The sequence below is a fragment of the Caballeronia sordidicola genome (assembly GCF_002220365.1).
GTDB classification, from domain to species: Bacteria; Pseudomonadota; Gammaproteobacteria; order Burkholderiales; family Burkholderiaceae; genus Caballeronia; species Caballeronia sordidicola_C.
Genome location: NZ_MTHB01000299.1, coordinates 34,520 through 50,047 on the forward strand (window position 1 = coordinate 34,520; position 15,528 = coordinate 50,047).

At 57.4% G+C, this 15,528-nt stretch carries 15 protein-coding genes; 4 read left to right on the forward strand and 11 right to left on the reverse strand.

Features of this window, described 5'->3' with window-relative positions; all coding sequences use genetic code 11:
- Positions 1–391: 391 nt before the first annotated feature.
- Positions 392–1,318, reverse strand: a complete 927-nt coding sequence (locus tag BSU04_RS43550) for a LysR family transcriptional regulator (protein WP_089166356.1) — start codon at positions 1,316–1,318, stop codon at positions 392–394.
- Positions 1,319–1,446: 128 nt separating this feature from the next.
- Between BSU04_RS43550 and BSU04_RS43555 the strand changes: the two genes are divergently transcribed.
- On the forward strand, positions 1,447–2,151 hold the full coding sequence (locus BSU04_RS43555; RefSeq protein WP_089166357.1) for an alpha/beta fold hydrolase: 705 nt from the start codon (positions 1,447–1,449) through the stop codon (positions 2,149–2,151).
- Positions 2,152–3,782: 1,631 nt separating this feature from the next.
- On the opposite strand, the gene BSU04_RS43565 is transcribed toward BSU04_RS43555, so the two are convergent.
- A complete protein-coding gene (locus BSU04_RS43565) occupies positions 3,783–4,826 on the reverse strand; it encodes a PDDEXK nuclease domain-containing protein (protein ID WP_089166359.1) in 1,044 nt (347 codons plus the stop codon).
- Between the two features lie 499 nt (positions 4,827–5,325).
- Here BSU04_RS43565 and rpoD point away from each other — a divergent pair, with 499 nt between their 5' ends.
- On the forward strand, positions 5,326–7,326 hold the full coding sequence (rpoD, locus tag BSU04_RS43570; protein WP_089166360.1) for an RNA polymerase sigma factor RpoD: 2,001 nt from the start codon (positions 5,326–5,328) through the stop codon (positions 7,324–7,326).
- Between the two features lie 219 nt (positions 7,327–7,545).
- On the opposite strand, the gene BSU04_RS43575 is transcribed toward rpoD, so the two are convergent.
- The 8 genes from BSU04_RS43575 to parS all read right to left on the reverse strand — a co-directional run bounded on the left by BSU04_RS43575 (position 7,546) and on the right by parS (position 12,559).
- Complete coding sequence (locus BSU04_RS43575; protein ID WP_089166361.1) at positions 7,546–8,916, reverse strand: hypothetical protein; 1,371 nt, start codon at positions 8,914–8,916, stop codon at positions 7,546–7,548.
- A gap of 159 nt (positions 8,917–9,075) precedes the next feature.
- Positions 9,076–9,267, reverse strand: coding sequence for a hypothetical protein (locus tag BSU04_RS43580; protein ID WP_089166362.1), 192 nt, complete (start codon positions 9,265–9,267; stop codon positions 9,076–9,078).
- Between the two features lie 88 nt (positions 9,268–9,355).
- Positions 9,356–9,958 carry a hypothetical protein gene (locus BSU04_RS48430; protein WP_256983926.1) on the reverse strand — a complete coding sequence of 201 codons (603 nt, stop codon included), beginning with the start codon at positions 9,956–9,958 and terminating at the stop codon, positions 9,356–9,358.
- The gene (locus tag BSU04_RS48435) at positions 9,955–10,551 is read right to left on the reverse strand and encodes a hypothetical protein (protein ID WP_256983927.1); all 597 of its coding nucleotides are present in this window, start codon (positions 10,549–10,551) and stop codon (positions 9,955–9,957) included. The genes BSU04_RS48430 and BSU04_RS48435 overlap by 4 nt, the downstream gene beginning before the upstream one ends.
- 101 nt (positions 10,552–10,652) lie before the next feature.
- A complete protein-coding gene (locus BSU04_RS49235) occupies positions 10,653–10,985 on the reverse strand; it encodes a DUF7713 domain-containing protein (RefSeq protein ID WP_441300105.1) in 333 nt (110 codons plus the stop codon).
- A complete protein-coding gene (locus BSU04_RS48445) occupies positions 10,892–11,236 on the reverse strand; it encodes a DUF7685 domain-containing protein (protein ID WP_256983929.1) in 345 nt (114 codons plus the stop codon). The genes BSU04_RS49235 and BSU04_RS48445 overlap by 94 nt, the downstream gene beginning before the upstream one ends.
- Positions 11,237–11,621: 385 nt before the next feature.
- Positions 11,622–12,101, reverse strand: coding sequence for an RES family NAD+ phosphorylase (locus tag BSU04_RS43595; RefSeq protein WP_256983930.1), 480 nt, complete (start codon positions 12,099–12,101; stop codon positions 11,622–11,624).
- A gap of 17 nt (positions 12,102–12,118) precedes the next feature.
- Complete coding sequence (parS, locus tag BSU04_RS43600; protein ID WP_089166364.1) at positions 12,119–12,559, reverse strand: type II RES/Xre toxin-antitoxin system antitoxin; 441 nt, start codon at positions 12,557–12,559, stop codon at positions 12,119–12,121.
- Between the two features lie 300 nt (positions 12,560–12,859).
- Between parS and BSU04_RS43605 the strand changes: the two genes are divergently transcribed.
- Both BSU04_RS43605 and BSU04_RS43610 read left to right on the forward strand, forming a co-directional pair.
- On the forward strand, positions 12,860–13,102 hold the full coding sequence (locus BSU04_RS43605; protein ID WP_256983931.1) for a type II toxin-antitoxin system CcdA family antitoxin: 243 nt from the start codon (positions 12,860–12,862) through the stop codon (positions 13,100–13,102).
- Positions 13,102–13,422 carry a CcdB family protein gene (locus tag BSU04_RS43610; RefSeq protein WP_089166365.1) on the forward strand — a complete coding sequence of 107 codons (321 nt, stop codon included), beginning with the start codon at positions 13,102–13,104 and terminating at the stop codon, positions 13,420–13,422. Before BSU04_RS43605 ends, BSU04_RS43610 begins: the two co-directional genes overlap by 1 nt.
- Positions 13,423–13,634: 212 nt before the next feature.
- Here the strand turns inward: BSU04_RS43610 and BSU04_RS43615 are convergent, their stop codons facing one another.
- Complete coding sequence (locus tag BSU04_RS43615; RefSeq protein ID WP_089166366.1) at positions 13,635–15,038, reverse strand: ISNCY family transposase; 1,404 nt, start codon at positions 15,036–15,038, stop codon at positions 13,635–13,637.
- Positions 15,039–15,528: the final 490 nt, after the last annotated feature.

Sequence of the window (15,528 nt, forward strand, 5' to 3'; positions counted from 1 at the left end):
CTTACGTTGCCGGATGCTCTCGATTGGCTTGGAGTAACACGACAGTACCGGCAAAAAAAATAGCGCCTTTGAACGTAGGACCTGCTTTGGTTTCGACCAACGAACGGCCCTCAGCCTATCCATAACCAAAAGGACCGGGCGAAACCGAAGGGCAGAGTGCGGCCAGTTTAATTCATTCGACACAGGCACGAAGATTGTTGGCAATCGTTGCGATCGCCCGCGAGCTCCGATGACACGCCGCTCTTCATGGTTCCCCGGGTCCTCGAAGTTCGCTTCATAATTCGACTGATCACCATTCTTGGATCCTCGGGCTTCGGCAAAAACGCTTCTCCGTGACCTATCAGGTTTCTGACGGACCGTCTTAACATCCGTCCAACTTTTTCGACAGGCGTCACCGCGCTTCAAGGCGCTGGAGGAGGCTCTGTTTTTGAGTACCACGGTCAACTAGCTCGTCAACACGCGACAGAAATTGTTTGAGCAGCGCAGAGGTGTTCGACCTGTTGTAGGCCATCATAAGATCGATGGTCGGAACCTCGCCGTGCAGCGGGCGAGCGATAACCGACGGGATCAGCATGTTTTGCGCATAGCGAGGAAGCAGCGTTAAGCCGCCAGTGGATGCCACCAACGACATCCCGCCAGTTATGTTTTCTGCGTCGTAGTTCTGCTTCAGTGTGATTCCGACCTTCGCCGCGTAGTCATTGATGACGGCCCTCAGAACAGGCGCAAGCCGAGCTGGGCTGATGAATATTTCGCGGGCCAGGTCTTGCGGCCGTACTGCCCTGCGCGCGGCCAAGCGATGGTCGTTCGGCATTATCACAACAAGCGGTTCCGAGATGAGGAATATAAAAGCGAGGCCGGCAGTCGGTGTCTCGCGTCGCAGCAGGGCCACATCTACCTTGCCCTGCATCAGCGCATCTGCGAGCTCGGGTGAAGACTTGGTCGAGAGTATGATTTCTACGTCTGGCGCCTCCTCACGCAAGATACGCAGCGCCTCCGAAAGCCATACGACCTCCTGGCCCGCGAGAAACCCTACGACAAACTTCCCCTTCTCGGGCTGTTCCGTACGACGCGCAGCCTCACAAGCCGCCTCGACCTGCATCAACGCCAGCCGTGCGTGATCGAGAAACACCCGGCCAGCCGGGGTGAGCGCTACGCCACGTGGCTTGCGCTCCAGCAGTTTTACGCCGACTTCTAATTCAAGATCACGTATTTGCCGGCTTAGCGACGGCTGTGCGGTGTACAGCCGCCGTTCGGCCGCATTAGTAAGGCTGCCTTCCTCGGCTACTGCAATGAAAAAGCGCAAATGGCGGAGTTCCATTAAGAACAACCTATACTTTTAAAGCATATCTTGACCATAGAAAGTCTTGGTCGCCGCTTCTACAGTAGCGCATCGTACGCCCCGCGGACAACGCTAATCGTTGCCCCACCCCGACCAAGGAGACTTCTATGCCCACGCAGCGCAAACCGAGCATCGTGTTCGTTCACGGTATATGGGCCGATGGCTCGTCCTTCAGCAAATTGATCCCGACTCTCCAGGCGGAGGGGTATGAGGTGATCGCGGCCCAGTACGGCCTTGATACACACGCCGGCGATGTCGCTGCCGTAAAAAGCACGTTAGCGCGGGTCAGCAGCCCTGCGATCCTCGTCGGTCATTCCTACGGTGGCAGCCTTATCACGGCCGCTGGAACAGACCCCCGAGTTGTCGGCCTGGTCTACATCGCCGCGCTCGCGCCGGACGCCGACGAAACGTCGCAGAGCCAGCAGGCAAAGTTTCCCGTCACCGACGTCTTCTCGCATATCGAAGTCGCCGACGGGCGTGTCTGGTTGAAACCCAATGGTGTGGCTTGCTTTGCGGGCGATTTGACTGAAGAAGAGCAAAAGCTGGTCTGGGCTACACACGCAGCGCCAGCCGGGGACCTGTTCAACCAAAAAGTCGAAGGTACCGCCTGGAGGTCGAAGCCCAGCTGGTACATAGTGGCCAACGAGGATCGCACCATCCAACCTGACCTACAACGCTTCGTCGCGAACCGCATGGCCGCGACAACTTTTGAGATCGACAGCAGTCATGTTCCCATGTTGTCCAAACCGAACTTCGTGCTCGATGTGATCCGGAAGGCCGCACAGGCGGTTCAAAAGGATACGACAGAGTAATAGGGGTCGCGGAGGCTACAGTTACTGTATTTCGTAGAGACGGTCGCGAGGCGGTCTACCTTTTTAGTACGTATGCAGCTGCGCGCCGATCGCGACAGTCCGTTGTCAAGCATGCTGAATGGCCTATAGAGGGTCGACTTCTGCCCGACGCGGACTGATCATGTTGGCTCACTGCCAGTTCAACGTCGGACCGGGTTCGGCTACCAAGGACCTTCATGTATCGCTGTCGAATGACCGAAGTTCGATGCGTAGCTGACATGGGTCTAAATTACGTCTTTAAAGACAAATGCGATCGAACTCTTCGAGGTGGACGTCTGCAGGTGCTTGGCAGTTTTGGCTTGGATTAACGTGCGCCGCCACCGTGCGGAGCACTTGAGAATGCAATTATTTCGTTTGCAGTTTTCGGTGTCATTACACGTTGCGGTGGTGATGGCGCTATCTCGGGCATTCGCCCCTACCTTTTCGAGGTTGGTGGAACGTTTTGCAGTCCAAACATAAAGTTAATCGGTTGCCCGATGAATCGCATGATACGTACCAAACTCGGTAAGGCTTGGCTCCTAACGGCCATCGAGGTACCTTGGGCTTATTGCATCAGGAACAACGGCGTCTCTGACAAGAGCGTGCGGAGTAGGGGTGAGCGCGCTTGGGACGTCGAAAAACAAACATTCAAGGAAGTTATTTTGCGATGCGAACAATAATCGATTGTAGATCGATCCATCTCGAAGGTTAGGCCGTTCGCGATAGGTCGCGGCAGTGAGAGCGGCGTCCAATAGGGAGAAGTCAACACCACTGGACGTTGGAGATGCAGTAGACCGTGCGTGTGCGGTCGCGCCAAAGCTAAATTTCCGGTTCGCTTCTCGCGCCGTTCCCATCCAGCAAGACTGATCAACTTTAAGTCAATTTCAGCAAAATGGACGACGTTAGGTCACTTTTGTTTGACGTAAAGTCGTCCTGCATTGCTCGCTTCTCCTTATAAATTGGGGTTTGGGTCTGGACGACTTTATGTCATCTGACAAGACCCGTGCTGCGAATAGTTGCTGCAAGATCGTCGACTGAAGCCGGCCATGAAGCGTCGTTCGCCCGCACCGTTGCTCGGACGTTCACACGTCGGATCCATCCAGCAAGCGCCCATTCAATTCGCGAGGGCTGCGCCGCGCGAACGTTCGCGCTTGCTGCCTGCTGCATGCTGTATTGGCTCAGGCGTAGCGGTTTTATGTTGATCGACCGCATGAGTTCGCTTAGCGCCTTTCCCGGATTCCTCGTGGGACTCGATCGGGCGTGCTCTGTCTTGTGGCACCCATCGCGCTTACGGAACCCGCGGACAACTCGGATCGCGAATCCTGGTTCATGCGCTTCGTTTTAGCTCATCAACCGTAGCTGGACGCCGCCGCAAAGTCCTTGCCGTAGGCGCGCACTACGAGCCCGATTCGCTAGCTAGATTTCGACGCACTGTTCGGGACGAATACCCCGGCTTTGAGTGAACTATGATTCGCTGCGGGATTATCGGTCAGGCGAAGTAAAAACCCCCGAAAGTAAATACTAAGGATAACGTATGAAACGTGGTTAATGTTAACTATGTCAAACTGAAGCTGAAGTATCCCAGTACATGTGCCCCGGCAGATGCGTTTGGGCTAGGCGTCGGGCAACTCCGGCCGAAGCTCGGCTTCGATCTGGTCGATCGACGGCAACTTTGTTTCCAGTGACTCTGGCACCTGTCGAAGCAACTGATATTCGGCCACGCCCATCGGCTTGGCGACACCGCGCAACGCATATTCCGCGACAAGCCGGTTCTTTTCCTTACACAGGAGCAAACCGATCGTGGGTTGATCATCAGGCGCTTTCACCTGTGCGTCGATCGCAGAAAGGTAGAAGTTAAGCTGGCCCGCGTACTCTGGACGGAACGGGGTAGTTTTCAGTTCAACGACCACGTAGCAGCGCAGCTTCAGATGGTAGAACAGGAGATCAATGAAAAATTCGTCGCCGCCGACATCCAGTCGGTATTGCCGCCCGACAAACGCGAATCCCGCTCCTAACTCAAGCAGGAACCGGGTGATGTGACGGGTGAGCCCCTGTTCGATGTCACGTTCCTGTGCATCTTCTGTGAGGTCGAGAAAGTCGAAAATGTAAGGATCTTTCAGGGCCTCCCGGGCAAGGTCAGACTGCGGCGGGGGTAACGTTTCCCTGAAATTGGTCACGGCGCTGCCGGCTCGCGCATAGGCCGCTGTCTCGATCTGCATCGTCAGCACCTGCCGCGACCAGCCGTGTTCGAGCGTCTTGTCGGCATACCAGCTTCGTTGCTCCGGATCTTTGACCTTGTCCAGCAAGGTACAGAGATGGAACCAGGGCAATTGTGCAGCAGGCTGCTGCACAAATTCCGCGTCAGGCCATGCCTGCGCCAGCGAGCGCATATATTTCAGGTTGCGCGGGGAAAAACCGCGCATGTCTGGAAACGCTGCCTTCAGGTCCCGAGCAAGCTGGTCAACTACTCCGGCGCCCCATCCCTGGCGCTGCTGACGATCCAGGATTTCCCGGCCAATCTGCCAGTACAGCGTCACGAGCTCGCGGTTCGCGCTGGTGACTGCGCGAAGCCGGGCTCGCTCGACCCTCTGTTTGAGTTCAGCGAGCCAGCGCTTGTAGTCTTCGCCCCACGAACCGTTGGGGAGGTTATCAGTCATGCAGTCTCTACGGTTGCCGTTGGTCAGGGCTCATTATCCGGTTATCAACAACCTCGAGCAATCTCACGCTTGGAGAGCGGAAAAATTGTCGCCGTCTTACAGACCCGATGTGCGTGAAAGCGATGTAACGCGGCACAAATATGCTGCAACCAACTCCTTGCGTGTCGTCGTACCGATTTGCCTCGTCACCTCGCACCCCTCCTGCCGGACAATTCGACTGGTAACAAACCACATGAGGCAATAGGTCAGCGGAAGTTGCAGTTTTGGAGGACATTGGATTTACTGAAAGGCCTCAGATTGGTGCGTTGCAGCAATTTGTGTTAAAATTTAAGGTCACGCATTTCTTGCGCTGTTCCAAACGAGGCCGCCTGTGTAAGCGGGTCGCGTTCTATGCTCGTTGCGATTCTATAAGTCATGGGTGTCTGAGCCACGAATGTCCGTGGGCGCAGTCGCGATGCCAGTGGTCGCTTTCGCCGAGCAAACCTGTCGAGGAGAGTGTATGGCAAGCTTTGATCGGGAAGATTCAGGGAGAGAGACGGCCGCATCCACGCGGAAAACGCCGGCTCGGCGTGCATCAAAGAGCAAGGCCGCCGCGGCCTCGATGCCCATCGACGCCGTGTCCACAGCGTTGCAAGACGAAGAGCGGCACCGCCAGATGCGCGCGCTCATTCAGTTGGGTAAGGAGCGTGGCTACCTGACCCACGCAGACATCAACGACCATTTGCCTGACAACTTCGCGCAGACCGCTGCGATCGAAGCCATTGTCAGCGCGTTCAATGACATGGGTGTGGCGGTCTATGAGCAGGCGCCCGACGCGCAGACGCTGCTGCTGAACGACGCCGCGCCGGCTGCCGTGTCGGACGATCAGGCCAACGAGGAAGCGGAAGTGGCGCTTTCCACCGTTGACTCTGAATTCGGGCGCACGACCGATCCGGTGCGCATGTACATGCGTGAAATGGGAGGGGTCAGCTTGTTGACTCGCGCGGGCGAAGTTGAGATCGCGAAGCGCATCGAAGACGGGCTTCAGGAAATGATCCAGGCTGTTGCGGCCTGCCCGGCCACTGTCTCCACGATCCTTGAGGCTGCGGAGCAAATCGAGGCCGGTGAACTGCGCATCGACGAATTGGTTGACGGTCTCAACGAAGACTCCGAAGAAGACGAACTGCCGTCGTTAGACACGGCAACTTCACAAGACATCGACGCGGACCCAGCCGACGACGACGCGGAGGGCGATGAGGACAGCGAGATCGAGGAGCTGGATTCGGCGAAGGTGAACGAAGCGCGTCTGAAACAGCTCACGAGCGATAGCCTCGCTATTTTTGCGCGAGTGCGCGATTTGTTCGATCAAACGCTACGTGCTGACGCCACGGAAGGAAAGGGCGCGGTGGCCTTCCTACGCGTGTGTGGAGAGATCCAACGTGAACTGGCACCCATTCGCTTCACGGCGCGAACCATCAACCGGCTGTGTGCCGACGTGCAGCAGCAGGTCGCGCAGGTCCGCACGGTCGAGCGGCACATTCTGCAGATCGCTGTCGAGCGGTGCGGCATGCCGCGTGAACAGTTCGTCGAATTGTTTCCGGGGCACGAGACCGATCTTGGCTGGACCGAAAAGACCGCGGGAGCATCGCGCGAGTTCGGTGCAGCACTTGAGCGCAGTCTGCCGGCGATTCAGGCGGAGCAGAAAAAGCTCATCAATATCGAAGTGAATGCGGTACTGTCGCTGCAGCAGTTGAAGAAGATCAACCGGCAGATGACGGCGGCCGAGTCGAAAATGCGCCAAGCGAAGCGCGAGATGATCGAGGCCAACCTGCGTCTCGTGATATCCATCGCGAAGAAGTACGTGAACCGCGGCATGCACTTCCTGGATCTGATTCAGGAAGGCAATATCGGTTTGATGAAAGCCGTCGACAAATTCGAATATCGACGCGGTTGGAAGTTTTCCACCTACGCGACATGGTGGGTGCGGCAAGCTGTCACGCGTTCGCTCGCCGACCAGGGCAGAACCATTCGCGTGCCGGTGCACATGATCGAGACGATCAACAAGCTCAACCGAATTTCACGTGAGATTCTGCAGCAGACTGGACGGGAAGCGCATCCTGCGGTGCTGGCCGAGCGCATGGAAATGCCGGAAGAGAAGGTTCGCGGCATTCTGAAAATCGCCAAGCAGCCGGTGTCGCTCGAGACGCCAGTGGGCGAGGACGCCGACACGACGCTTGGCGACATGATCGAAGATCCGACGGCGGCATCGCCCGTGGACGCGACCGTACGCGCGAACATGCGCGCCGCGATCGACGACGCGCTCGATGCGCTGTCGCCGCGTGAAGCGAAGGTGTTACGGATGCGCTTCGGGATCGATACGGCGTCGGACTATACGCTCGAAGAGCTTGGCAAACAGTTCGACGTGACGCGCGAGCGGATTCGGCAGATAGAAAACAAGGCGATGCGCAAACTGATGCACCCAAGCCGCGCCGACAAGCTGCGGCCATTTCTCGACCAGTGAGCCACGAACCCGCGCATCGACGCATCGCGTTGCTTGGGCTGATCATTTCGTATCGACGAATTCACCGCGGTTTGACTTGCGGTACCTTACGTTTCCGAGATTCCAGAACGTTTTCGGCGTCGCACGCGTACTTGAAAACGCCAGCGAAAACCGTACTCGCGGACGCCGGCGGTGAGCCAAACGACCGACCGGCGAGATCAGTTGCCATGCCGAATCAGATCAGAGCAACACGATTTGTTGCAATAGCGCCAAGGCTTTCACTTCGTCCAGGCGACCAGTACGTGCTTTGCCCGCGAGTGTCTTTATAAGCGCCTCTGCTATCGGTTCGATACCTAGCAAATCGTCCAAGCTGGTTGCCGAAGCGAGACGGCGCGGCGCCGTGATGACCTGCGTTACAGAGGCTGGCGCAAACTGCTCGCGGGCGGCGGAGAACCAGACATCGTTTTCAACGGGTTGCCGAATCGCCGGAGCGGCGGCGGACGGGAGCGCTTGATCTGGCTGCCCCGTGACCGCATTCGCCACTGTGGGGACACCTGTTGGACCGCCTGTGCCATTCGCATCAGCGGGTAGAGCCACACGAGCACTCGCAGTTTTCGCCTTCGTACCCACAGGTTTCTTTACCGCTGTCGCTTTTGGCTCGATCGCGGGCGGCGGTTCTTGTTGAGCGGACGCATGGCGACGCGACGGGGGAACAAGCAAATCCGACACCGACTCAGGGATGTCCGTTACTGAACGCGGAACATCCAACCAGCCCGTCGGCAAACCAAGGCGTTCGGTGAACCGGTTTGCTTCGGCATCGTCCATCCGTTTTTGTCCATAGAAACGATTGGCCATGTTGGAATCGCTAATTTCCATCACCGTGCCGAGCCGCACCTTGGATCCCTTGCGGGAGGTAAGCACGTGCAAATTGGCACGACGAATGTTTTCCAAAGCTGCGACGTCGTTCAACGGCAAGGATGACTGAGCCCCTGACTTTGAAGGCGCTTTGACTTTCGCAAGTGCCGATTTCGTCGGGGTTGCCGTGGCAGGCTTCGCCGACGCAGTGTTGCTCTTCGCGACGGTCTTGGCCGACCCGCCATTTGTGTTTTTTGGCATTTCTGGTTCTCTGGGCGAGGGATCGGTGAGGGTAGAGCGGTGGTCGGCCTGCGTAACAGGAGCCGGATTCAATACGTGCACGTACGCTATTTCCGGCTCGGTGTTCGCATGAATGAAGTCCAATGGCGACTTCAATCGTTCAATGGTCTCGGTTGTGAGGACAGGATTGGGTTGATCGAAAAATCCGTCCGGCAGTCCAAGCGTTGTCTCGATATGAAAGGCTGTCTCAGGGGTGAATCTTTCGCCACTCACCAATTCGGCCACGCGCGCTAAGTTGGAGTCCAGTCCCAGTGCGATGTTTTCCGCGCCCACCGCCTCTACCAACAACTTAAACGAACGCGTTTTGAAAATTGAAGCCGTTTGGACCGGGTCTCTAGTAGGCGGAGCCTTTACGTATGGCTTGTTCTGTCGGTGGGATGTCGTTTGTGAAGGTTGGCGCGATTGACGCTGGCCCTTGTCTCGAGATCCCGAGTATCGCCCGTGTGTTTGACTCATAAAGTGGGGCTCCCCCGCGAAATCACTATCAGTTTTGGCATTATAGGCGAGGGTGTAATGAAATCGGACTCGCCGTCAGGCAATGAGGCATTCTTGTAACCAGGGTCCTGACTGTCTTGGGTCGGCGACCTCTATGTCAGGATCGAGAGACAGCGTTCGCTAAATAATTCGTAGATGGCGAATCTTGCCGATGCGCACGGAGCGTTTCAGGATGAGATCAGTGATGTATTCGGGAAGAAGGGCGCGCGCAATGTTCGCGGGCACGCCTTCGACAACCTGCGACGGAACCTTGGTGATGTAGTCGTCGGGCGCGCTCGCCAGGCTGTGCTCGTAGCTGACGTGATAGTCCATGATGGGGGGGAATCCGAGGGAAGTCGTTGTCACGCCGGATTTTATCAGCGCGGCCGTTTGGCGGCTCCTTTTACGGTGACGTTCTGGTTTACGTTTTCGGCGTCCACATGAAGGCGCCGAGCGATAGGCGCTTTACCCACGCTCCACGGTTCCCGTGTTTCGCCATCAAACGGACGAGGCCTCTGCGAAATGCGGCGTCGTTTTTGACCCACGCGTAGGCCTCTGCAAGATCCTGAAGAAGTTGAAACGCCTGACCGTATGCGTGCCCGGACCCGCGCTGTAAGGTGGTGTCGATGCGCTCCCATGTCGTGCTTTCTTGTTTGACCAGCGAATCCAAATAGCGGCGACGTTCGGCAATGCGCCGCACCTCTGCGGCGTCACGCGCTGCCCGTTCGCGCCGTATTCGAAGGGCGCGGGCAGCATCGCGCCGGGCGTCTATCTCAGCAATCGTCCGGCGCACCACTGGCTCGGCCCTGCCGGGTTTAGGAGCGCGATCCCAGTTTAGAAACCGAGTGCGCAAACCACGTTCGGTTTCCTGAGCTTTCCCACCAAGCAGTTGGCGCAAAGCATCGCGAATTTCCGCTGCGGTGAGTTCTAGCAGCCATGGCTCGAAGCGCGCGTCGTCGACCTCAGCGGGTAGAGGCGGGCTGGCTTCGGCTGCTGCTGCGAGCCAGTCTGGATCGAGCATCATGAACTCTGCCAGCGATGCCTGCGCGGGTGTAAGTGTTTGTAGCCCGTTCGGCAACGACGGTTCACGGTCGCTGTCGCACATTCGCCATTGCCTAGCCGGGCGAGCCAGCCGAGGTGCAGCGGCCGTGTGTCGCACCTTAGTAGTTCATCACGCAAAGGCAACAGCCTTGCCATCCAGCCTGGACCATCCTCTTGTTCATAAAATCTGGCGTGTTCGCCGGAGTCGTCGCTGAATGACCAGTCAAGAATCGAGTGCTGAGCGGTTTGCATTACCTCGAAAGCCGTCGGCACGGAAGCGCTTGCCGAGCGACCCGGGACGCCCACACAGTCGAGCATGAGCTTCGCATCGATGACGTCGCGTGGGATACGTAGCAGCAGGCGGCAATTTCCCCAACTCGAGGAATAGACATGGGCGTCGAAAAACCGCTCTGCCCAGTCAAGTGGTTCACCCTTCAAATTGCCCCAGTGATATTCGTTGATAAAGCCCGATGCCGTGATCGGCGCTCGTGTGGAGCGGCTTCTCAATTCGCATTGAGCTTGCTCCGTCAGTATTTGGTCAACTGCGGCAAACTCATAGTATTGATATTCGCTCATGACTTATTCTGTAGACGCGTTCAGGGCTGGACGGGCCGATCGAACTTAAACCATCTAAGTCTGGTTTTAGGAACGAACTTGTTCAATGAATGGGCCACCCCTCAAATTTCGTCACTCGGATCGCGCACTTCGAGCTTGAACTGCCATCCTTCAAACGTCATCAACATGCGTCCGAGTTCGCCCCACTCGACGCGACGACCATCTATGACGACACATGGCATACGTGAATCGTCGTCGCCATCCCATTCAATTCTACCGCGGACGGTTTCTTCGGCGATCTGCAATCCGAGATCGCCATCTCTTACGTGGACGACCGCAAGCAAACGGCGCATCTTTTCAATCAGCTTTCCCAGCAAAACGAATTGATCCGATAGCGGATCGCCGATGATCTGAAAGCGATATCCCGATGGTTCTTCCTCGCTGGGCGCTCGAATGCCTCTAGAGAAAGTTTGTCGCCAAATAAAAGGCTTCGAAAATGAAACTCGTGGACGGTTCCATTGGCATCCGACAGGTGCACCGGTTTAAACTTGACTTCGCCGAAATCATCAAGACCGGTGTGGTGAGCCATTTCTTGGTTGAAGCAGGCCGTGCACAACAAGCGATCGCCGTGTCCCTCGCTTACCGTATTGACGGTGTCGTACTGCGGCACGATGGCGCCGCAAGCTGCGCATTGGATAACATACATGACGGAACTCCAGGTGAATCGGATATGCAGCGCGCTGCAAAATGCAAGCCACCTCGCGGTGGCGTGCTGCAGCATAAAAGATCGGTTTCGTCTGCGATGTGCCTATTTTGTCACGTGTGAAAAGACGCTGGAGACTGACCACACGCCGGCAGCGTGCGCAGCATATCGAACCCTCTTGGGGGCATTCCTCGGCCCCTGGTCAGACACTTTACGGCGGAAAGACTAGCGTGCGGATTGCTTCGCTCTATGGCTGGTCGCGCACGGCCAAGCGCCGACCGCGAGACTAGCGATTGAACCGTCGTCTTGCCGGGTTAGCTTACGCCAGCGAATCGGTGTTGTCATCCGATTAGGAATACATATCAAAACTCGAGAATCCGGTCTTTGTTCATCTGGAGGGCGGAGGGGTGCGCTCTCTAGGCCCGGTCGTGCGCCGCATTAACCTTTGGGCCATCAGCCACTCCGTATGCGTCCCGATATCGAGGAGCGCGTAATCAGGATGAGCGGGATTGAGTAGATAGTTAAACTCAGCAGGAACGACCGCGCTGGGAACTGCAAGCACGGCACTCGTTCCTGCGTGCATCCACGCCGCCCCGATTTGTTGAAGGTCATTCCTGGGTGAAAGCTCGCGCCAGTCAGTAGGCAATGTAGCTTGGTCGATCTGCTCGACGAGTTGCTCGGGCACGCGAACTGGAATCATCACATAGCTGGCACGAAGTGGGGCGTCCTGCACCAGCATTTCCAGCAAAGCAAGCGACTGCGTTTGAGCCGTATAAACCATCGCGAGGCCCTTGGGGTTCCACCGTCCGCCATACAACCGCGCGCCTTCCCCCGAAAAAGCCGTATCAGCGTCTCGTTGCGTGACCACTCGCCATACCGGGCGCATCAAGCAAACACACCATGCTCGATGCGACCCAACGTGTCCATCACACTATCGGCCCCGATATCGGTATCTATAAGACTGAGCGGTGTCGCACCTTCCAGAGCCTCAATGGGAGTCTTTAGCCAATTGAGCGCGGCATCGAGCCCTTCGAATACCTCTGCGGCCCGAGCCACCGTCCGCGCGAGTCGTAGCAATTTCGCCGACTCTTCGCTACTGAGCACGCCTTCGCGCTTGCGCCGTGCCAAGGTCCGCTCAGGGATATCAAGTGCCTTCGCAAGTTCCGTCTGCGATAAGCCGATCGACTTCAGCATCGGATCGAGGGCCCGCGCGGAAATGCCATGACGGACCACATCGACCCATTCAAGGCTCGACCGAGGCGCGCGGGCAAATACTGCGCGGCCGCCAAGCAACGCGTCTGCTGAAACAGTCTCTATAGCGCTCATATTCCACCTTCTTCACCTTCTGCCATTTGGCATCCATTTTACGCCAAAATGGCGTCATTAGGACTCTGCGGGTGTGGCGGCACGGGGACGCCAACTCATCGGATTGGAGGTGTGCGCGTCAGAGGATGGGTAGAAAGTCATTGCCTCCCACTCCCGCGCCATAAGTTGGCGTACCGGCAGGGGTGCTTACTGCGTTGCATGGGCCGGCAGATGGTCGTGTTGGATAACAATCATCTGGCGTCCTGTCGGCAATCGTGCATGCGGACTATAATGCACATGTTTTCAAACATGGAGATGCGCATGGGTAAGGCACTCGAAGTCCGGGCGCGCAAGTCGACGAACGTCACGTTGCCGCCCGAAGTCCTGGATCGGGCCAAGGAGCTCGGGATCAACCTTTCGCGCGCGAGTGAGCGTGGTGTGCGCGAAGAAATTCAGGAGACTGAGGCTCGCCGTTGGGCCGACGACAATGCCAGCTTGGTCGCAGCATACACGACGATGGTTGAACGCGACGGGCTGCCGCTCGCGAAGTACAAGACGTTTTAATGGCGCGCTTTGATCTCTACGGTAACCCCGACGATGACACGCGGCGCCTTGCACCGTATCTGCTGGACGTGCAGAGCACGCATGTCGGAATCTTGCCCACGCGCATCGTGATTCCTCTTCGACCTACCTCGGATCTCGGCTTCTCAGGTAAACCGTCCGATTTGCTGCCAGTCTTCGAGATCAATGGTGAGAAACATTTCCTCGATACGCCTGCCATGAGTGCCGTTCCGTTGAATGCGCTCGGCAGGCGGATCGGCTCCCTTGCGGATCGCAGCGACGCCATCTTGGCCGCGCTCGACCGCATCTTCGGCGCCTATTGACCGAAGGCAAGAATGATGGATGAGTCGTCGCTGGCCTGAAGGCTGCCGGAAATGTTGCGGTGATCGTGCTAGACCCTCCAGCCACCAGTCGAATCCGGTGGCAGAACATGAAAAAGAATGTTCACTCCAATGCCGGGGCCAGATTCAGATGTCGGGGTTTGGGCTTTTTAGAAGTGTCTGGTTTTAGCCTTGTTAATCTCCTCTTGAAAGGGTCATTTCCCCACCGCGGCTACCCGCCTTTCGGCAGTTCTCAAGACCGCCGCATTCAAGTCATCGAGTGTCAGCTCGCGTTGCTTTTTGGTCCCCGCTTTACGCTCCTTAGAACGCGGCGCTTCACCCTGGTTGGTGCGCGAAGGCGAGCCCGATGCGCGCCGGTCGTCGCGTTGTGCCTGAATCACCTGCGCGAGCTGCAACGCGTGACTCAGACGCTTGTTATCGATCTCAGCACCTTGGTCGATTTCCGACAGACGGTCGTACTCGACATAGGGGAGAGCGGCCCCATTGACGCGTATCTCGATGCGCCCGTCGGGGTATTCAAACACGTCCAGATACTTGTGGATCAAGCTTCGATTCTCGGCCGTATCGGCCAGTATGTAAATCACCCGGTCGTACTGCACAGTCAACGAATTTGACACACGCCGAGGCACGCGCGAGCTCAGAATCAAGTCGATATCTTCGTCCTCGCGCAGCGGCCGATGCGCGTTGAATGTGCTCTTTGGGACCTTGCCGAAACGGCCATTGAAGTCGGCGATGAAGTGGGGCGCATAAGCATTCGCCGCCTCGCGTGTGCCGATGTTGCGCAGTCGCAGTTCCTTGACCAACCGGTCCTGCAAGGTCAGGTTGGCGCGCTCCACGCGCCCCTTGGCCTGGCTGCTGTTGGCACACCAGGTATCGATGTTCAGCTCGAACATGGCCCGCCCGTATTGAGTTACACCCTTGCCCGGCGTGCTCGAATGGCTGTTGCACGAGAACACGCTCGCGCGGTCGCTGTAGAGCGCGACCGGCTTGCCATAGGCTTCGAGGTACTGGCGCGTCGCCTCGAAATAGCTGAAAGTCGATTCGGTCGCGGTGAAGTGCAGGATCATCAGACGGCTGGTCGCATCGTCGATAAACACCAGCAGCGTGCAGGCCGGCGCGCGTTCCTCAAACCACCGATGATCGCTGCCGTCGATCTGGATCAGCTCGCCCAGACACGCCCGACGGTTCCTCGGCTGGTGGATCTTGGGCGGACGCTGCTTGCGCGGAATCCACAGTCCGGCGTCGCGCATCCAGCGCCGCACCGTTTCCTTGGCCAGCGTCGTGCCATGACATTCGCGCAGCTTCTCGCAGGCCAGTGTCGGGCCGAAATCGGCGTAGCGCTCGCGTACCAGCGCCATCGCCCGAACCCGCACGTCGATCGGCAACTCGTGGTTGCTTGGCTGGCCGCGCCGGCCTGACACCAGCCCGGATGCACCGCTGGCTTCGTAGCGACGGACCAATCGACTCACTTGCCGTTCGCACAGCGCTAGACGCTCAGCCGCCTGCACGACCTTGAGTCGATGCTCGGCCACCGCCGCGATAATCTTGATCCGCTCGAGCTCTTGCATACTCACCGTGACGAAACCACGCTCATTCATGATCAGCCCCTTGACGACACGCTTTACCAGCGTGCGCCAGGAGGACAGAGTCGGACATTTCTAATTAGCCAGAACCGGACATTTCAAAAAAGCTCCGACACTCCAAAATGGTGATTCTTGGCACCTAGGGTGTCGTGTTGCGAAGGTTTTTTCTTCGACTCTTCCTTTATTTATAACGAGGAAGTTATCCACAGGCGCCGCCATTCTCTGTAGAGCTGTTGTGTTACCGAAGTGGGCCTGTCTGTTGCGCGGCGGAGCGACCACTTGCGCAACAATGACGGCTTGATCGTGGCATCGTGTGATCGGATGTTGTTGCGAATCCGTGCCGCCTATGCAGGGAGGGTAAACCTCGTTCCGAGCTGCCACAGCATGTCGATGTTTTTCAGATAGGTCGCGACGTTTTCAGCTGGCGCGTGGATGATCGAATGTTGCGAGCTATCCATGCTGTTGACGTCTGCCGTCCATGGATCCTCAAGACTGGTGCATACGT